The 14,746-nt window shown below is 56.6% G+C and carries 14 protein-coding genes; 3 read left to right on the plus strand and 11 right to left on the minus strand.

The genetic code is table 11. The annotated features are described in order from the left end of the window. Positions 1 to 270: 270 nt before the first annotated feature. The 9 genes from msrQ to mrcB form a co-directional block, all read right to left on the minus strand. A complete protein-coding gene (msrQ, locus tag WG29040_RS20690; protein ID WP_127196809.1) occupies positions 271 to 885 on the minus strand; it encodes a protein-methionine-sulfoxide reductase heme-binding subunit MsrQ in 615 nt (204 codons plus the stop codon). Further along, the gene (gene msrP, locus WG29040_RS20695) at positions 885 to 1,898 is read right to left on the minus strand and encodes a protein-methionine-sulfoxide reductase catalytic subunit MsrP (RefSeq protein WP_127196810.1); all 1,014 of its coding nucleotides are present in this window, start codon (positions 1,896 to 1,898) and stop codon (positions 885 to 887) included. The genes msrQ and msrP overlap by 1 nt, the downstream gene beginning before the upstream one ends. Before the next feature lie 63 nt (positions 1,899 to 1,961). Continuing rightward, positions 1,962 to 2,819, minus strand: coding sequence for a CDP-diacylglycerol--serine O-phosphatidyltransferase (gene pssA, locus WG29040_RS20700; RefSeq protein ID WP_003439714.1), 858 nt, complete (start codon positions 2,817 to 2,819; stop codon positions 1,962 to 1,964). A gap of 145 nt (positions 2,820 to 2,964) precedes the next feature. Then, a complete protein-coding gene (gene ilvC, locus WG29040_RS20705) occupies positions 2,965 to 3,981 on the minus strand; it encodes a ketol-acid reductoisomerase (protein WP_003439711.1) in 1,017 nt (338 codons plus the stop codon). Between the two features lie 50 nt (positions 3,982 to 4,031). Further along, positions 4,032 to 4,523: an acetolactate synthase small subunit gene (gene ilvN / locus WG29040_RS20710; protein WP_003439709.1), complete on the minus strand. Its 492-nt coding sequence runs from the start codon at positions 4,521 to 4,523 to the stop codon at positions 4,032 to 4,034. A gap of 2 nt (positions 4,524 to 4,525) precedes the next feature. Beyond that, positions 4,526 to 6,250 (minus strand): acetolactate synthase 3 large subunit, encoded by a 1,725-nt coding sequence (locus WG29040_RS20715; RefSeq protein ID WP_010656977.1) that lies wholly within the window; start codon positions 6,248 to 6,250, stop codon positions 4,526 to 4,528. Between the two features lie 432 nt (positions 6,251 to 6,682). Next, complete coding sequence (locus tag WG29040_RS20720) at positions 6,683 to 7,012, minus strand: YqcC family protein (protein WP_127196811.1); 330 nt, start codon at positions 7,010 to 7,012, stop codon at positions 6,683 to 6,685. Next, positions 7,012 to 7,761 (minus strand): M48 family metallopeptidase, encoded by a 750-nt coding sequence (locus WG29040_RS20725; RefSeq protein ID WP_003439704.1) that lies wholly within the window; start codon positions 7,759 to 7,761, stop codon positions 7,012 to 7,014. The genes WG29040_RS20720 and WG29040_RS20725 overlap by 1 nt, the downstream gene beginning before the upstream one ends. 16 nt (positions 7,762 to 7,777) lie before the next feature. Further along, the gene (gene mrcB, locus WG29040_RS20730) at positions 7,778 to 10,102 is read right to left on the minus strand and encodes a penicillin-binding protein 1B (protein ID WP_003439701.1); all 2,325 of its coding nucleotides are present in this window, start codon (positions 10,100 to 10,102) and stop codon (positions 7,778 to 7,780) included. A 117-nt stretch (positions 10,103 to 10,219) separates the two neighbouring features. On the opposite strand from mrcB, the gene WG29040_RS20735 reads away from it, so the two are divergent. The 3 genes from WG29040_RS20735 (at position 10,220) to WG29040_RS20745 (ending at position 12,728) form a co-directional block, all read left to right on the plus strand. Beyond that, positions 10,220 to 11,776: a bifunctional aminoglycoside phosphotransferase/ATP-binding protein gene (locus WG29040_RS20735; RefSeq protein WP_010656974.1), complete on the plus strand. Its 1,557-nt coding sequence runs from the start codon at positions 10,220 to 10,222 to the stop codon at positions 11,774 to 11,776. A gap of 90 nt (positions 11,777 to 11,866) precedes the next feature. Next, positions 11,867 to 12,208 carry a pentapeptide repeat-containing protein gene (locus WG29040_RS20740; protein ID WP_003439697.1) on the plus strand — a complete coding sequence of 114 codons (342 nt, stop codon included), beginning with the start codon at positions 11,867 to 11,869 and terminating at the stop codon, positions 12,206 to 12,208. 247 nt (positions 12,209 to 12,455) lie between these two features. Continuing rightward, on the plus strand, positions 12,456 to 12,728 hold the full coding sequence (locus tag WG29040_RS20745; RefSeq protein WP_003439695.1) for a TfoX/Sxy family protein: 273 nt from the start codon (positions 12,456 to 12,458) through the stop codon (positions 12,726 to 12,728). A 233-nt stretch (positions 12,729 to 12,961) separates the two neighbouring features. On the opposite strand, the gene WG29040_RS20750 is transcribed toward WG29040_RS20745, so the two are convergent. Together WG29040_RS20750 and WG29040_RS20755 are read right to left on the minus strand one after the other, a co-directional pair. Continuing rightward, positions 12,962 to 13,729, minus strand: coding sequence for a heme ABC transporter ATP-binding protein (locus tag WG29040_RS20750; protein WP_010656972.1), 768 nt, complete (start codon positions 13,727 to 13,729; stop codon positions 12,962 to 12,964). Beyond that, on the minus strand, positions 13,729 to 14,712 hold the full coding sequence (locus WG29040_RS20755; RefSeq protein WP_165439510.1) for an iron ABC transporter permease: 984 nt from the start codon (positions 14,710 to 14,712) through the stop codon (positions 13,729 to 13,731). The genes WG29040_RS20750 and WG29040_RS20755 overlap by 1 nt, the downstream gene beginning before the upstream one ends. Between the last annotated feature and the right edge of the window lie 34 nt (positions 14,713 to 14,746).

A 14,746-nucleotide genomic window follows, 5' to 3' on the forward strand; every position in this document is an offset into this window, starting at 1 on the left:
CTGTTGCTGTCAAGTGGTTATTTTCAGATGTTTTCAAAGTTTCCTTTGTAACATCAACCACTTGCGCTTTCGATCTCTCGTTAGCGGGAGGCGAATTCTACAGCGTTACACGCTGCTGTCAACACCTCATTTCCTGCTTCGATGACTTGAAGCTGACACTGCCGAAGAACCATCCAACTCATTGAAACTCAAGGAGTTTTCCGTTTCGACTGCGCCGGAAGTGGGCGAATTATAGGCCGTTGGAATTCTGAGTCAAGGACTAATTCAGATTCAGGCCACCGATACCGGTTTCTTCTTATATAGACGAGGAATTCGACGCATCACTGCAGGTATGCGCAGCAGCATCAGACATATACCTATAGAGGCATAGATCGACCATTCCTTGAGGTCAGCCCGCACAATCCAGAGCATATGCAGCAAACCAAGCCCCAAAACCACATAGACCAGACGATGGAGCTTCTTCCAGCGCACACCCAAACGCCTCTGGCTGTAGCGATTTGAAGTCACCGCCAATACCAGCAAACACAGAAACCCCAGACTCCCGACAATAATGTAAGGCCGCTTGCGCAATTCCACGCCCAGCTGCGACCAGTCGAACCCCAACACGAAGGTCAAATAGGCACACAGGTGCAAGACTACATACGCAAAACACCACAAACCCAATTGACGGCGCACTGCAATCCAGCCTGCCCAGCCAGTGAGCTTCTGCATCGGCGTCATGCATAGCGTCACCAACAGCAGAATCAGCGTCCCCAATCCAAGCCGATCGACCAGCACCTTCCCCGGATCAGGCCCCAAAGCCAAACTCCAGGCTTCATACAGCCAAAACAGGGGCCAGACAGCAGCAGCAATAAAGACACTTACACGCCACAGACCTAGTCGCATCAGTAGTTCTTCCTGAGGTCGAGACCGGTATATAAAGAAGCAACTTCATCGGCATACCCGTTGAACATCCGGGTATCACGCACATTCGGACTAAACAGGCTGCTCGGCAAACGCCGCTCACGCGCCTGAGTCCAGCGCGGATGATCGACTTGCGGATTCACATTGGCATAGAAACCGTATTCATCAGCAGCAATGCTTTGCCATGTGGTCTTTGGCTGCTCTTCGACCAGACTGATCCGCACAATCGACTTAACGCTTTTGAAGCCATACTTCCAGGGCACCACCAAACGCAGCGGTGCGCCATTTTGATTGGGCAACTCGCGCCCATACATGCCCACCGCCAGTATCGCCAACGGATTCATCGCCTCATCCAGCCGCAAGCCTTCAACATAGGGCCAGTCAATCAACGCAAATCCCGAGCGCTGCCCCGGCATGACCTTTGGATCCTGCAAGGTTTCAAAACGTATGTATTTGGCTTTGGAGGTCGGCTCCACTTGCTTGAGCAATGCAGAGATTGGAAAACCGATCCACGGGATCACCATTGACCACGCTTCAACGCAGCGTAATCGGTAAATCCGCTCCTCCAACTGATAAGGCTTCATAAAATCTTCAAGGGCGTATCGCCCAGGCTTGCCCACCTCGCCATCCACCACCACCGTCCAGGGCTCTGTTTTCAAAGCGCCCGCGTTCTGAGCAGGATCTCCCTTGTCAGTGCCGAACTCGTAAAAGTTGTTGTAGTGGGTTGCATCCTTGAATGGCGTGATCGCCTCGTCCTTGACCGTGATTGCCTGCCACTTGGTCTGCGGCAGCTTCTCGGCAAACCAGCCCGGCGCCTTGCCCGGTTCTACACCGGCATAGCGGCCTGCATCATCTGCATTCGCCCAGCGCGGAATTGCACCCACAGCCAATCCGGCAAGGGAGCTACCCAGTAGTGCACGACGGGACAAATAGAAGGGTTCAGGCGTAACGTCCGACTCTTTGCAGTCGGACGCTTTAGGCAGCTTGATGAGCATGACAACTCCGTAGTATTGGAGGACTGATGCACCAATAGACTACGGAGTTCGGGAGAAATTACATCACTCTGCTGCTTTGTTACGGCGCAGACGCAACAAATACTGGATCGGCCCCGAGGCCGCATAGGCCAGGAAAGCCAGCAACAAGATGCGCGGCGGATCGCTGAACACAACAGCGAATACCAGGACTACAGCCAGGATCGCAACAAAAGGAACGCGCCCTTTCAAATCCAGCTCTTTAAAGCTGTTGTACTTGATGTTACTGACCATCAGCATGCCCGCGGCAGCTACCAGCAAGGCCACCAGGAACGACATTTTCGAACCCTGGATTCCGTAATCGCTGAACGCCCAGACAATACCCGCGACCACACCCGCCGCAGCCGGACTTGCCAGACCAATGAAGTAACGCTTGTCAGCCGTTCCAACCTGCGTGTTGAAACGCGCCAGACGCAACGCGGCACCAGCTACATAGATGAAGGCGACCATCCAGCCGACCTTGCCCATATCCCCCAGCGCCCAACCAAAAGCCAGCAAGGCAGGAGCAACACCAAAGGCAACCATGTCGGACAAGGAGTCGTATTCGGCCCCAAACGCACTTTCGGTATTCGTCATACGGGCCACACGGCCATCAAGACCATCCAGCACCATCGCTACAAAAATCGCGATAGCGGCAAAAGCAAAATACTTGCTGGCACCAGCAGCATCACCTGCACTCATTGCGCTTTGAGCGCTCATGGAGTTGATGATGGAATAAAAGCCGGCGAAAAGGTTCGCCGTAGTGAACAGGTTCGGCAGCAGATAGATACCACGATGCCGGACTTTGCGACCTTCAGCGTCATGCCCTTCTTCGACATGCTCATCGATAGGCAGCAGGCTATCGGCGTCAGAAGCCTGTTTTGGCTCTTCGGGACGTTCGCTCATGGACATTACCTTGCAACGATATGGAAAGTTTCAGTAGAGGCTTGCAGACCGAGACCGACCCGCAAACTATCCTGCTTTATACCAGAAGCCGCCGCTTAAACGAAAAAACGCGGCCTAGGCCGCGTTTTCTCTATAGGTTTTTTGCTTAGTTCTTGTCTTTGTCGACGATTTTGTTCGCGCCGATCCAAGGCATCATCGAGCGCAATTGGCCACCGATGACTTCGATACCATGGGCAGCGTTGTTACGACGCTTGGCGGTCATCGACGGGTAGCCAGTAGCACCCTCGCTGATGAACATCTTGGCATATTCACCATCCTGAATGCGCTTCAGAGCGTTGCGCATTGCCTGACGGGATTCAGCGTTGATGATTTCCGGGCCAGTGACGTACTCGCCGTACTCGGCGTTGTTGGAGATCGAGTAGTTCATGTTGGCGATACCGCCTTCGTACATGAGGTCAACGATCAACTTCAACTCGTGCAAGCACTCGAAGTAAGCCATTTCCGGGGCATAGCCCGCTTCAACCAGGGTTTCAAAGCCGGCCTTGACCAGCTCGACAGTACCGCCACACAGAACCGCCTGCTCACCGAACAGGTCGGTTTCAGTCTCGTCCTTGAAGGTCGTTTCGATGATGCCGGTACGACCGCCACCCACGCCCGCGGCGTAAGACAGTGCAACGTTTTTGGCGTTGCCGGATGCGTCCTGGTAGATCGCGATCAGGTCGGGAATACCGCCGCCCTTGACGAACTCGGAGCGCACAGTATGGCCCGGTGCTTTTGGCGCAATCATGATCACGTCAAGGTCAGCACGCGGAACAACCTGGTTGTAGTGGATCGCGAAGCCGTGGGAGAAGGCCAGTGTTGCGCCCTTCTTGATGTTCGGCTCGATTTCGTCCTTGTACAGCGCCGACTGGAACTCGTCCGGGGTCAGGATCATGACCAGGTCGGCAGCAGCAACAGCGCTGGCAACGTCAGTAACTTTCAGGCCATGAGCTTCGGCCTTGGCCACAGTGGCCGAACCTTTACGCAGACCAACAGTAACGTCTACGCCGGAGTCTTTCAGGTTGCACGCCTGGGCGTGACCCTGGGAGCCGTAACCGATAATGGCTACTTTCTTGCCCTGGATGATCGAAAGGTCGCAGTCTTTGTCGTAATAAACTTTCATGATTTTCCCTTATATCCAGGCCATTCAGGCCATTTACTAATTGTTAGTTATTAGATGCTGAGTACTTTGTCGCCGCGAGCGATGCCCGTGACGCCACTACGAACCGTTTCCAGGATCGACGCGGTACCAATCGACTGAATGAAGCTGTCGAGCTTGTCACTTGTACCGGTCAATTGCACGGTATACACACTGGCGCTGACATCAACGATCTGGCCACGGAAAATATCCGTAGTACGTTTAATCTCTGCGCGCTGTGCACCGGTAGCCTTGATCTTGACCAGCATCAACTCACGCTCGATGTGAGCGCTCTCCGACAGATCGACCAGCTTGACCACTTCGATCAGCTTGTTCAGGTTCTTGGTGATTTGTTCGATGACTTCATCGTGACCGACAGTGGTCAGCGTCAGACGCGACAAGGTCGGGTCTTCAGTCGGCGCCACGGTCAGGCTTTCGATGTTGTAGTTACGTTGCGAGAACAGACCGACAACGCGAGACAGGGCACCGGGTTCGTTTTCAAGAAGCAGGGAAATAATGTGCCGCATGATTAAGTACGCTCCGTCTTGCTCAGCCACATGTCGCGCATGGAGCCGTCTTTGATCTGCATCGGGTAAACGTGCTCACTGGTATCGACCTGGATATCCAGGAACACCAGGCGATCTTTCATGGCGAAGGCTTCTTCCATCTTCGGCTTCAGATCTTTCAGATCAGTGATGCGGATCCCCACATGCCCATACGCTTCAGCCAGCTTGACGAAGTCAGGCAGCGATTCCATATAGGAGTGCGAGTGGCGACTGCCGTAGTTCATGTCCTGCCACTGACGAACCATGCCAAGAACGCCATTGTTCAGGCTGATGATTTTTACTGGCAGGTCATACTGCAGGCAAGTCGACAATTCCTGAATGTTCATCTGAATACTGCCCTCGCCTGTCACGCAAGCAACGTCAGCGTCAGGAAAACTCAGTTTCACACCCATGGCTGCCGGGAAGCCGAACCCCATCGTGCCCAGGCCGCCGGAGTTGATCCAGCGATTAGGCTTGTTGAAGCGGTAATACTGAGCAGCGAACATCTGGTGCTGACCCACATCGGACGTTACATAAGCGTCGCCCTTGGTGACTTCGCAGAGCATTTCGATCACAGCTTGTGGCTTGATCTTGCTGCCGTCGCCCTTGTCATAAGGGAACAAACCTTTATCACCGCGCCACTCGTCGATCTGTTTCCACCAGCTGTTAACCGCTTCAGCATCCGGTTTCTCGCCAATGTCCTTGAGGATCGCGACCATTTCGCTCATCACGCTCTCCACCGGACCTACAATCGGCACGTCTGCCTTGATGGTCTTGGAGATGGATGCCGGATCGATATCCACATGGATGATCTTGGCGTTCGGGCAGAACTTGGAAGGGCCGTTGATGACACGGTCGTCAAAGCGCGCACCCACTGCCAGAATCACGTCAGCGTTATGCATCGCCATGTTGGCCGTGTAGCTGCCATGCATGCCGAGCATGCCGACGAACTGACGATCAGTGCCAGGGTATGCACCCAAGCCCATCAGCGTGTTGGTCACCGGCACATTGAGCATTTTGGCCAGTTCGGTCAAAGGTGCCGAACCGCCGCCCAGGATAACGCCGCCGCCTGCGTACAGAATCGGACGCTTGGCCGCCAGAAGCATCTCGGCTGCCTTGCGGATTTGCCCCGAGTGCCCGCGCACTGCCGGGCTGTAAGAACGCAATTTGGCTTTTTTCGGGAAAACGTATTCAAACTTTTCAGCCGGATTGGTCATATCTTTAGGGATATCGACCACGACCGGGCCAGGACGGCCGGATTGTGCGAGGTAGAACGCCTTTTTCATGACCTCCGGGATTTCCGAAGCATGCTTGATCATAAAGCTGTGCTTCACGATGGGCCGGGAGATACCGATCATGTCGGTTTCCTGGAAGGCATCGGTTCCGACCATGGTGCTGGGCACCTGACCGGAAATGATCACCATCGGGATGGAGTCCATGTAGGCGGTTGCAATACCGGTAATGGCGTTGGTCGCACCCGGCCCGGAAGTCACCAGTACTACACCGGCTTTACCGGTAGCACGGGCATAGCCGTCAGCCATATGGGTTGCCGCCTGTTCGTGGCGAACCAGGATGTGGGTAACGTCCGGCTCTTTGAACAGCGCGTCGTATACGTGAAGGAGAGCACCGCCCGGGTACCCGTAGATATATTTGACACCTTCGTCGCGCAAAAAGCGGACGAGCATCTCACCGCCAGATAAAAGCTCCACGTTGTTCACCTCTAAAACGCCAGAATACCGTCCACAAAAATGCGAACGGGTCTTAATAGGTTTACTTTTCAGCAGAGCATGAGCGACGGTGGTCGCCGACTACGTCAGCACTGACTGAGCAAGTATTGGGAGCGCCCCAAATGTTGCGGGGTTTTCCCACCCAGCGCGAGGTAACGCGTTGCGGGTGTAACAAGTCGGCGCGGGTGTGCGCCTCATGATCTGCTGAGAGAGCCTGCTTCTGGCAGTCCCTCTACAGCGGACTTTCGATTCTTCTGTTTCAGCCCCCCCAAGTCAAGCAGTAATTGCGCTTTTTTCCATCAAAGCGCATGAGAACGTAGAAGAATCTGGCTTGAGGAGGGATAAAACTCGCCTGAATGGCGCAAAGTGGTAGAAATATGCGCAAGACTGCCGAAAAAGTCGGCAGTCAGGCAATTAACCAGCGCTGACAATCAGTTGGTCGAACTTTTTCAGCGCTGAGCGCAGACCCAGACTCTCTTGCGGCCTGTCGGCATAAACCATCTCGGCCATCTCCAGAATCCCCGACACCTTTGGCAGTGGCAGATCCTGCTCCAGGATTTGTTTCATCCTTGTCAGGAAAATCCACTGCAACCACTGATGAAAGTCCAGGGTATCAACGGAAAATGGCTCAACGCTGCTCAAGGCTTCGGAGCCGGGGGACACTTCATCCCACCAGCCCTGCAAGCGCAATTCACGTTCAATAATCAGCAACTGGTCGGCAATCGACGCGAAACGTGGATCCATCAGAGACTCACCTTGGCTTTTTGACGGGCCAGTGCCGCGCCAGCCGCGTCGCCCTGCTTCTCACGGGCCTGGGCAATCAAGCCCCACAGGCTTGCCTGCAAGTCCGGACGTCCATTGGCAAAGGTCAGACCGCGACGGGCAAACTGCTCTGCCTGAGCGGCATCGCCCTGGGCCATACGGACCTGGGCCAGACGATAAAGCACCTGCGGTTCACGCGGCGCCACACGTTGCGCCCGCTCCAGACTCGACGAAGCGCCATTGAGGTCACCACTGGCCTGCTGCTGCTGAGCAGTGGTCAGCAGCGCCAATACCGGGCCATCCAGCTGCTCATCGGCAGCCAGTGCGCCACTGCTGGACGGAATACCGGAAGGAACGCCGCTCGGGATGATCGGTGCCGGGGCACTGTACGCAGTGTTTGGCGTATAGCTGCCAGTACTGATGGGCGCGGCAGCCGGGCCCGGGGTAATAGGCCCCGGAGTAAAGGGCTGGCTGCTGATCGGTGTCGAGACGCTAGCCCCGCCACCCGGGATCATTACCACCACGCCCGAATCCTCGGTAATCGTCCGCGGTTGCGCAGCCCGTTGCGCAGTAGCCTGTGGATAATTATTCGCCGTACGCTGGGACGAAACACGCTCGCTGTTCGATACCGGCACACCGGAGTCGACCACAGGGATCGAACCCTGTGGCACGCTGGCGCAACCATTGAGCAAAGCCAGGGCTGAAACAGCCGGAATCCACCACTTATTCACGTCAAACCCTCTTTGCTTAATTCAACCAGCCTTTGACCCAATCCATCACGGCATCGCCCGTCGCAGGCGCCTGGGCGCCACAACTGGCCCCCGCAGGTGGCTCACTGCCGCGAATATACGGCATCTGCACCGCGCCCGGGCAGCTGGCATCAGAGCCCTGCCCCGTATGCGGATCGATCCAGGCCTGAACAATGTTATCGGGCTGCGGCATGTCCAGCGGCAACGGATCGGCTTTATTCATAAAGCTGGTCCATACCTGCAAGGCGCCAGTGGCTCCGGTGAACGGCGTCTTGCCATTGTCATCGCGCCCCAGCCAGACCACTGCCAGCAAATCCTGGCTAAAGCCTGCAAACCAGCTGTCACGGGAATCGTTACTGGTACCGGTCTTGCCCGCCAGCGCCAGGCTTCGAGGCAGCACGTTATAAACCGAGCGCCCCGTACCTTCGCGCATGACATGTTGCATTGCATTCTGGATCAGGTAGATCGAACCCGGATCGAAGCGCTGCTGGATCTGAAACGGATAGCGTTTGAGCGGCTCACCTTCTGCCGTCAGGACACTGCGGATCCCGCGCATAGGCGTATTGAAGCCGCCGTTGGCCAGCGTCTGATACATCGTCGCCACTTCCATCGGACTCAGCGCGCCAGCTCCCAGCAACATGGACGGGAAAGCCGGAAACTCGCGTTCGACGCCAAGTCGCGCCAGGGTCTTGAGCACATTAGGCACGCCAACTTCCTGACCCAACCGGACTGTGCCCAGGTTGTAGGAGTTCATCATCGATTGATACAGAAAAACCGTCCCGTGAGAGCGACGGTCATAGTTCTGCGGCTTCCATACCTGCCCATCCGCCCCCTTGATCGACAGCGGATCATCCGACAGCCAACTGGTCAGGGTGTACTGGCTAGGCCGCTCAAGGGCAGTGAGGTATACCGCCGGCTTGATTAGCGAGCCAATGGGACGCACAGCATCCAGCGCGCGGTTAAAGCCCGCGTAGCCAGGTACGCGACTGCCAATAAGTGCCTGAACTTCGCCGGTTTCCGGATTGGTCACCACCATCGCCGCTTCGACTTCATCCGAGCCTTTACGCCCGGTAAGGCGTTTGAAGGTCTCACCGACGGCAGCTTCCGACTTCATTTGCAGGATCGGGTCGAAGCTGGTGAAAATGCGCAGCCCCTCTTCGGTCAAGTCTTCGTCGCGATAATCCTCGCGCAGCTGACGCTTGACCAAATCCAGGAAGCCCGGGAATGAACTGTCTGCAAGGCTGCCGCGTTTGGTCACGCCCAGTGGCATTTTCTTGGCTGCAGCCACCTGTTCAGCTGTCGCCACGCCCTGCTGTTCCAGCAGGTCGAGCACCAGATTGCGCCGCTCCAGCGCACGCTCAGGGTAACGACGCGGGTTATAGGCTGAAGGCCCTTTGACCATCCCCACCAACAAGGCCACTTGATGCAACTTGAGCTCGGCCAGCGGCTGGCTGAAGAAGAACTGACTGGCCAGACCAAAGCCGTGCACTGCGCGCTGTCCGTCCTGACCGACGAATACTTCGTTCAGATACGCTTCCAGAATCTCACGCTTGTCGTAGTGCAACTCCAGCAGCAGCGCCATCATGGCTTCGGTCAGTTTACGACTCAGGCTGCGCTCGTTGGTCAGGTAGAAGTTTTTGACCAGCTGTTGAGTCAGGGTACTTCCGCCCTGACGCATTTGACCGGATGACGTGTTCACCCACATCGCACGGGCGATCGATTTCGGCGACACACCAAAGTGATGATAGAAGTCCCGATCTTCCACGGTTACCAGTGTATCGAGCAGGAACGGTGGCACTTGATCAATATTGATCAGGATACGATCTTCAAGATTCTTCGGATAAAGGCCGCCAATCAGCAATGGTTCAAGGCGCACCACAGGCAACTTGGAACCGTTGGTCGCCGAAAGCCCGGCAACGTAGTCGCCAGAGAACCGCACCCGAACCTGCTGGGCTTGCTCGGTTCCTTCATAAAACTGGAACCCGCGCGTGTTGAGATCAACCGTATTGCCGTTAACCGCAGCAATACCGGGGCCACTGACCGCGCTTTCGCGGCGATAGCCCAGTGCATCGAGCTCTGTGAGGAAGTCGGTCTTGCTCAGCTTCTGGCCGACGAACAGCTCCAGCGGGCGGGCATAAACCTTGGCCGGAATGGTCCAGCGCTTGCCGGAGAACTTCTCCTGCACGACAGCATCGAGGTACATGGCAAAACCTGCCAGCACCACCAGGCCAACCAGACTGAGCTTGAGAGCCCAGCCCAGCCAAGGGCGCAGGCCGCCAGAAGGACGTTTTTTACGGGAACGAGGAGATCGGGTACGAGTCATGGCGCGAGATTATACGCACTTTGTTCATGTTCAACATGCGCAGCCCGGCGGTTTGCACTACCGCTGTCAGCAGCCATAATGGCGACCATTAATTTTCTAAACCTTGAAGGATCAACCGTGAGCCAGAACCTGATTGCCGCCCTGAAGAACCCGGACCTCTACCCGCATGAAGTCGATGGATTTCAGGTTATCGAGACGCACATCTCCTGGGTCATCCTCACCGGACCTTATGCCTACAAGATGAAAAAACCGGTCAATTTCGGCTTTCTTGATTTCACCGAGCTCAGCGCCCGCGAGCACTTCTGTAATGAAGAGCTGCGTCTTAACCAGCGCCTGACTGAAGGCCTGTACCTCGACGTACTGCCGATTACCGGTACCCCTGAAGCCCCCGTCCTGGGAGGCGAAGGTCCGGCGCTGGAATACGTGCTGAAAATGCGCCAGTTCCCGCAAAGCCAGTTGCTCAGCACATTGCAAGCCAATAGCGAACTGACTGCTGCCCATATCGACGAAATGGCCCAACAGATCGCCCGCTTCCACAGCCAGGCGCCTCTGGTTCCCCAGGAACACTACCAGGGCACGCCAGAAGCAGTGATGGATCCGGTTCGCCAGAATTTCGAGCAGATTCGCCCATTCCTTTCAGACAAAGCTGACTTGCTGCAGCTGGACGCGCTACAAGCCTGGGCAGAGGCAAGCTTCACCCGCCTGAAACCGCTCTTCGAACAGCGCAAGACCGAAGGCTTTATCCGTGAATGCCACGGTGATATTCACCTGGGCAACGCCACCATCATTGATGGCAAGGTCGTGATCTTCGACTGCATTGAATTCAATGAGCCCTTCCGCTTTACCGATGTGTATGCCGATACCGCTTTTTTGGCGATGGACCTTGAGGACCGTGGCCTGAAGTCCCTGGCTCGACGTTTTGTCAGCCAGTATCTGGAATTGACCGGCGACTACCAGGGGCTTGAGCTGCTGAACTTCTACAAAGCCTACCGCGCACTGGTTCGTGCCAAAGTCAGCCTGTTCAGCATGCCTGCCGAAGCCAGCCCGGTTCAACGCAAAGCCACGCTGCAGCAATATCGCAAGTACGCCAACCTGGCGGAAAGCTACAGCACGATTCCTTCTCGCTTCCTGACTATTACCCACGGCGTATCCGCTGTAGGCAAAAGCTCTGTGGCCATGCGTCTGGTCGAGTCCCTGGGGGCTATTCGTTTACGTTCTGACGTTGTGCGCAAGCAACTGTTCGGCCAGCAAACCGCCGAAAATGCGGTAGGCGACGGTATTTACAACGCAGACGCCAGCGTTGCGACCTACAACAAGCTCCACGAACTGGCCGGGACCGTGCTGCGGGCAGGTTTCCCCGTGGTCATTGACGCCACCTATCTCAAGCGCGAGCAGCGCGATGCCGCCGCCAAAGTGGCAGAGGCCACCGGCGTGCCATGCCTGATCCTCGATTGCACCGCGCCGGACGCAGTGATCGAAGGCTGGCTGGCACATCGTAAAAGCATTGGTACCGACCCCTCCGACGCGACCCTGGAAGTGGTCAAGGCACAACAAGCCAGCCGCGAGGCATTGAGCGCTGATGAAATTCTGCGCAGCAAGCGGGTTGAAACCCACAACAGCAAAAGCCTCGACACTCTGATTGCTGACATCCGTCAGCGCCTGCCAGGCCTGTAACTGCTCGGGCGTGCCGTGCATCCATAAAGGTTTCACGGCACGCCAGTAGTGGCACTATAGTGTCACCCAATTCCTGCAGGAGGCACCCTGATGAGCCGCCCTACATTGCTGAGTTCGGCGCTCTATGCGCTGCTCCACGAAGATGACATCGACGGCTTCAACCAGCAGCGACCTGCCGGTCCTGTCGACATGCGCGGCGGAGACTTTCGCGGACTGGATTTACGCGAGCTGAATGCCGATGCCGTGGATTTTACCGATGGCTACTTCCGTTCAGCCGACCTGCGCGGCCTGGATTTGCGTAACGCCTGTATTGAAGGGGCCAGCCTGGCGCACGCACAAATTTCGGGGGCGTACTTTCCGGTAGAACTGACGGCAGATGAGATTCTGATGTCAGTTAAGCTCGGCACCCGCCTGCGCTATCGCACCAGGTAAAGCAAATACGACACCTGCCTCTGGCCCTATCACAGCTGTCGACCGGGCAAGTCCATTCGATTCAAACGCTCTGCCCTCTGCCTCACAAGTCGGTGCAGACATTCCTTTAGCGCAATCCGTACGCCTCGTCTCTGGCTGCTAGTTCCAAAAACGACTATAGAACGGCGATTTTTCCGCCTAGCGCTACACTCTGTAGGAATCGTTTCGTCCCGTAAACGCTGAGCTCACGCCGTCGCAAGGAGGGCTGATGAACGATGAACTCCAGCATTTGAAAAATCTTGGAAAAACGTCGTCGCAATGGCTACACGCAGTGGGCATTCACAACGCTTCGGATTTGAAGCGCTTGGGTGCTGCCAATGCTTATCGGGCGGTCAAGGCCCGGGGCTTCAGAGCCTCAAAAGTGCTGCTGTACGCAATAGAAGGGGCATTACAGGATGTTCACTGGAACGATATTCCCGCAGAACGCAAAGAGGCGCTGAATCGGCAGGTGGAGCTTTTATCGGCTGGCAACAAAGGCTGAAACGACCATTTACAAAGACTTCCAGAAAAGCCAATAAACAGTTGTTGACATGGAAATGAGAATTGTTATGATTACGCCATCTGGTCGCGAGACCAGTCGATCTTCTGAAAGGCCCTTGGTTCGGACTCTCAGAAAATCTCCTCATCAGGCTAATCACGGTTATTTGACCCGGCTCTTGCCGGGTCTTTTTTTGCCTGTAAAAAAGCGCCTGGCCAGGCTCCTGACGCCCTCTGTCAACGGGCAATAATGACCGGGTGCCCAAGCTCGGGGTGTGGCTGCACAAGCACTTCCAGACCGAATACGGCCTTGAGCAACTCGGGCTGCAACACCACCTGCGGGCAATCCAGCGCACGCGGCCGCCCCTGTTCGAGCAAAAGCAGACGGTCGCAATAACGCGCGGCCAGATTCAAGTCATGCAGGATGATCAACACTGCCGCGCCGCGATCGGCAAAGGCACGAATCGCCTTCAACGTCGTGTGTTGATGCAAGGGGTCGAGCATTGAGGTCGGCTCATCGAGCAACAGCGTCTGGCCGCTTTGCCCCGGCCATAATTGCGCCAGCACCCGTGCCAGATGTACCCGCTGGCGCTCCCCTCCCGATAACGCCAGATAACTGCGCCCCGTCAAATGCTCAACATCCGCGGCGTGCAAGGCGGCCAGAATAATCTCGGTGTCACGAACGCGCCCGGTCTGATGTGGCAATCGGCCCATGCCCACCACCTCTTCGACACGAAAAGCAAAATCCAGGGTCGAGGTTTGCGGTAACACGGCAAGGCGCTGTGCCCGCTCTGCGCCCTTCCATTGACTCAAGTGCTGCCGGTCCAGCCAGACCTGCCCGGCGGTTGGCGCCAGCTCACCACACAACGCCGCCAGCAATGTGCTTTTACCTGCACCATTGGGCCCTAGCACCCCCAGCACTTCGCCCGGACGCACATCAAGGGTGACATCAGCCAGGACAACTTTTTGAGCGCGATGAATCTGCAAACCTTCTGTGCGCAGCATCAGTGGCGGCCCCGCAGCAGTAGATAAAGAAAGAAAGGAGCCCCGAGAAACGCAGTCACAATCCCGATTGGCAGCTCTGCGGGGGCCATGGCCAGCCGGGCGATCAGGTCGGCGAATAACAGCAGTGTCGCTCCCGCCAGCACGGACGCAGGCAATAGAACCCGATGATCGGGGCCGGCCAGCAATCGCACCAGGTGCGGCACCACCAACCCGATAAAGCCGATCATGCCTGCCGCGGCGACCGCAGCACCGACCCCAAGGGCCGTGCAAAACACCAGTTCGCGCTTCAGGCCTTCAACATTGATCCCCAAATGACTGGCTTCAGACTCGCCAAGCAACAATGCATTGAGCGCACTGGCCCGGCGCGGCAGCCACAAGGCAACACCCAGGGTGACAAACAATAATGGCCATAGCCGCGTGTAACTGGCGCCATTGAGGCTGCCCAGATTCCAGAATGTCAGCGTACGCAACGTCGCATCATCGGCCAGATAGGTGAACAGCCCTACCGCAGAGCCCGCCAGCGCCGTCAGCGCGATACCCGCCAGCAACATGACCGCAACATTGGTCTGACCGTTGCGCCGTCCCAGCCGGTACACCAGCGCCGTAACCCCCAGACCTCCCAGAAACGCGCACAGCGACAACAGATACGGCGCAAAAAATTCCGGCAGGCCGCCAAAAGCAGCACCACCGACAATCGCGATCGCCGCCCCCAGCGCCGCCCCACTGGAAACACCGACCAAACCGGGATCAGCCAGCGGGTTACGAAACAGCCCCTGCATGGCCACACCCGACAGCGCCAGCACTCCGCCAACCGCCAGCCCCAATAACGTCCGGGGTAGACGGATCTGCCCCAGAATCAACTCGGCCTGCTCCAGCCCCTCGCCTTGAACCGGTAGGCCGACCAATCGCAGTGCGGCCCGTAAAGTGTCAAATAACGGCAGGCTCACAGGCCCCAGCGCCAGCGATAACCAGATCGCCAACAAACACAACGCACTCAGGCCAATGAACAAGGTGCGA

It is taken from the genome of Pseudomonas sp. PAMC 29040 (assembly GCF_003994535.1).
In the GTDB taxonomy this organism is placed as follows: Bacteria; Pseudomonadota; Gammaproteobacteria; order Pseudomonadales; family Pseudomonadaceae; genus Aquipseudomonas; species Aquipseudomonas paraversuta.

Bases quoted from the DNA above. Each gene is read 5' to 3' on its own strand.
- msrQ (WP_127196809.1), bottom strand. From the start codon at position 885: ATGCGACTAGGTCTGTGGCGTGTAAGTGTCTTTATTGCTGCTGCTGTC.
- msrP (WP_127196810.1), bottom strand. From the start codon at position 1,898: ATGCTCATCAAGCTGCCTAAAGCGTCCGACTGCAAAGAGTCGGACGTT.
- pssA (WP_003439714.1), bottom strand. From the start codon at position 2,819: ATGAGCGAACGTCCCGAAGAGCCAAAACAGGCTTCTGACGCCGATAGC.
- ilvC (WP_003439711.1), bottom strand. From the start codon at position 3,981: ATGAAAGTTTATTACGACAAAGACTGCGACCTTTCGATCATCCAGGGC.
- ilvN (WP_003439709.1), bottom strand. From the start codon at position 4,523: ATGCGGCACATTATTTCCCTGCTTCTTGAAAACGAACCCGGTGCCCTG.
- WG29040_RS20720 (WP_127196811.1), bottom strand. From the start codon at position 7,012: ATGGATCCACGTTTCGCGTCGATTGCCGACCAGTTGCTGATTATTGAA.
- mrcB (WP_003439701.1), bottom strand. From the start codon at position 10,102: ATGACTCGTACCCGATCTCCTCGTTCCCGTAAAAAACGTCCTTCTGGC.
- WG29040_RS20740 (WP_003439697.1), top strand. From the start codon at position 11,867: ATGAGCCGCCCTACATTGCTGAGTTCGGCGCTCTATGCGCTGCTCCAC.
- WG29040_RS20745 (WP_003439695.1), top strand. From the start codon at position 12,456: ATGAACGATGAACTCCAGCATTTGAAAAATCTTGGAAAAACGTCGTCG.
- WG29040_RS20750 (WP_010656972.1), bottom strand. From the start codon at position 13,729: ATGCTGCGCACAGAAGGTTTGCAGATTCATCGCGCTCAAAAAGTTGTC.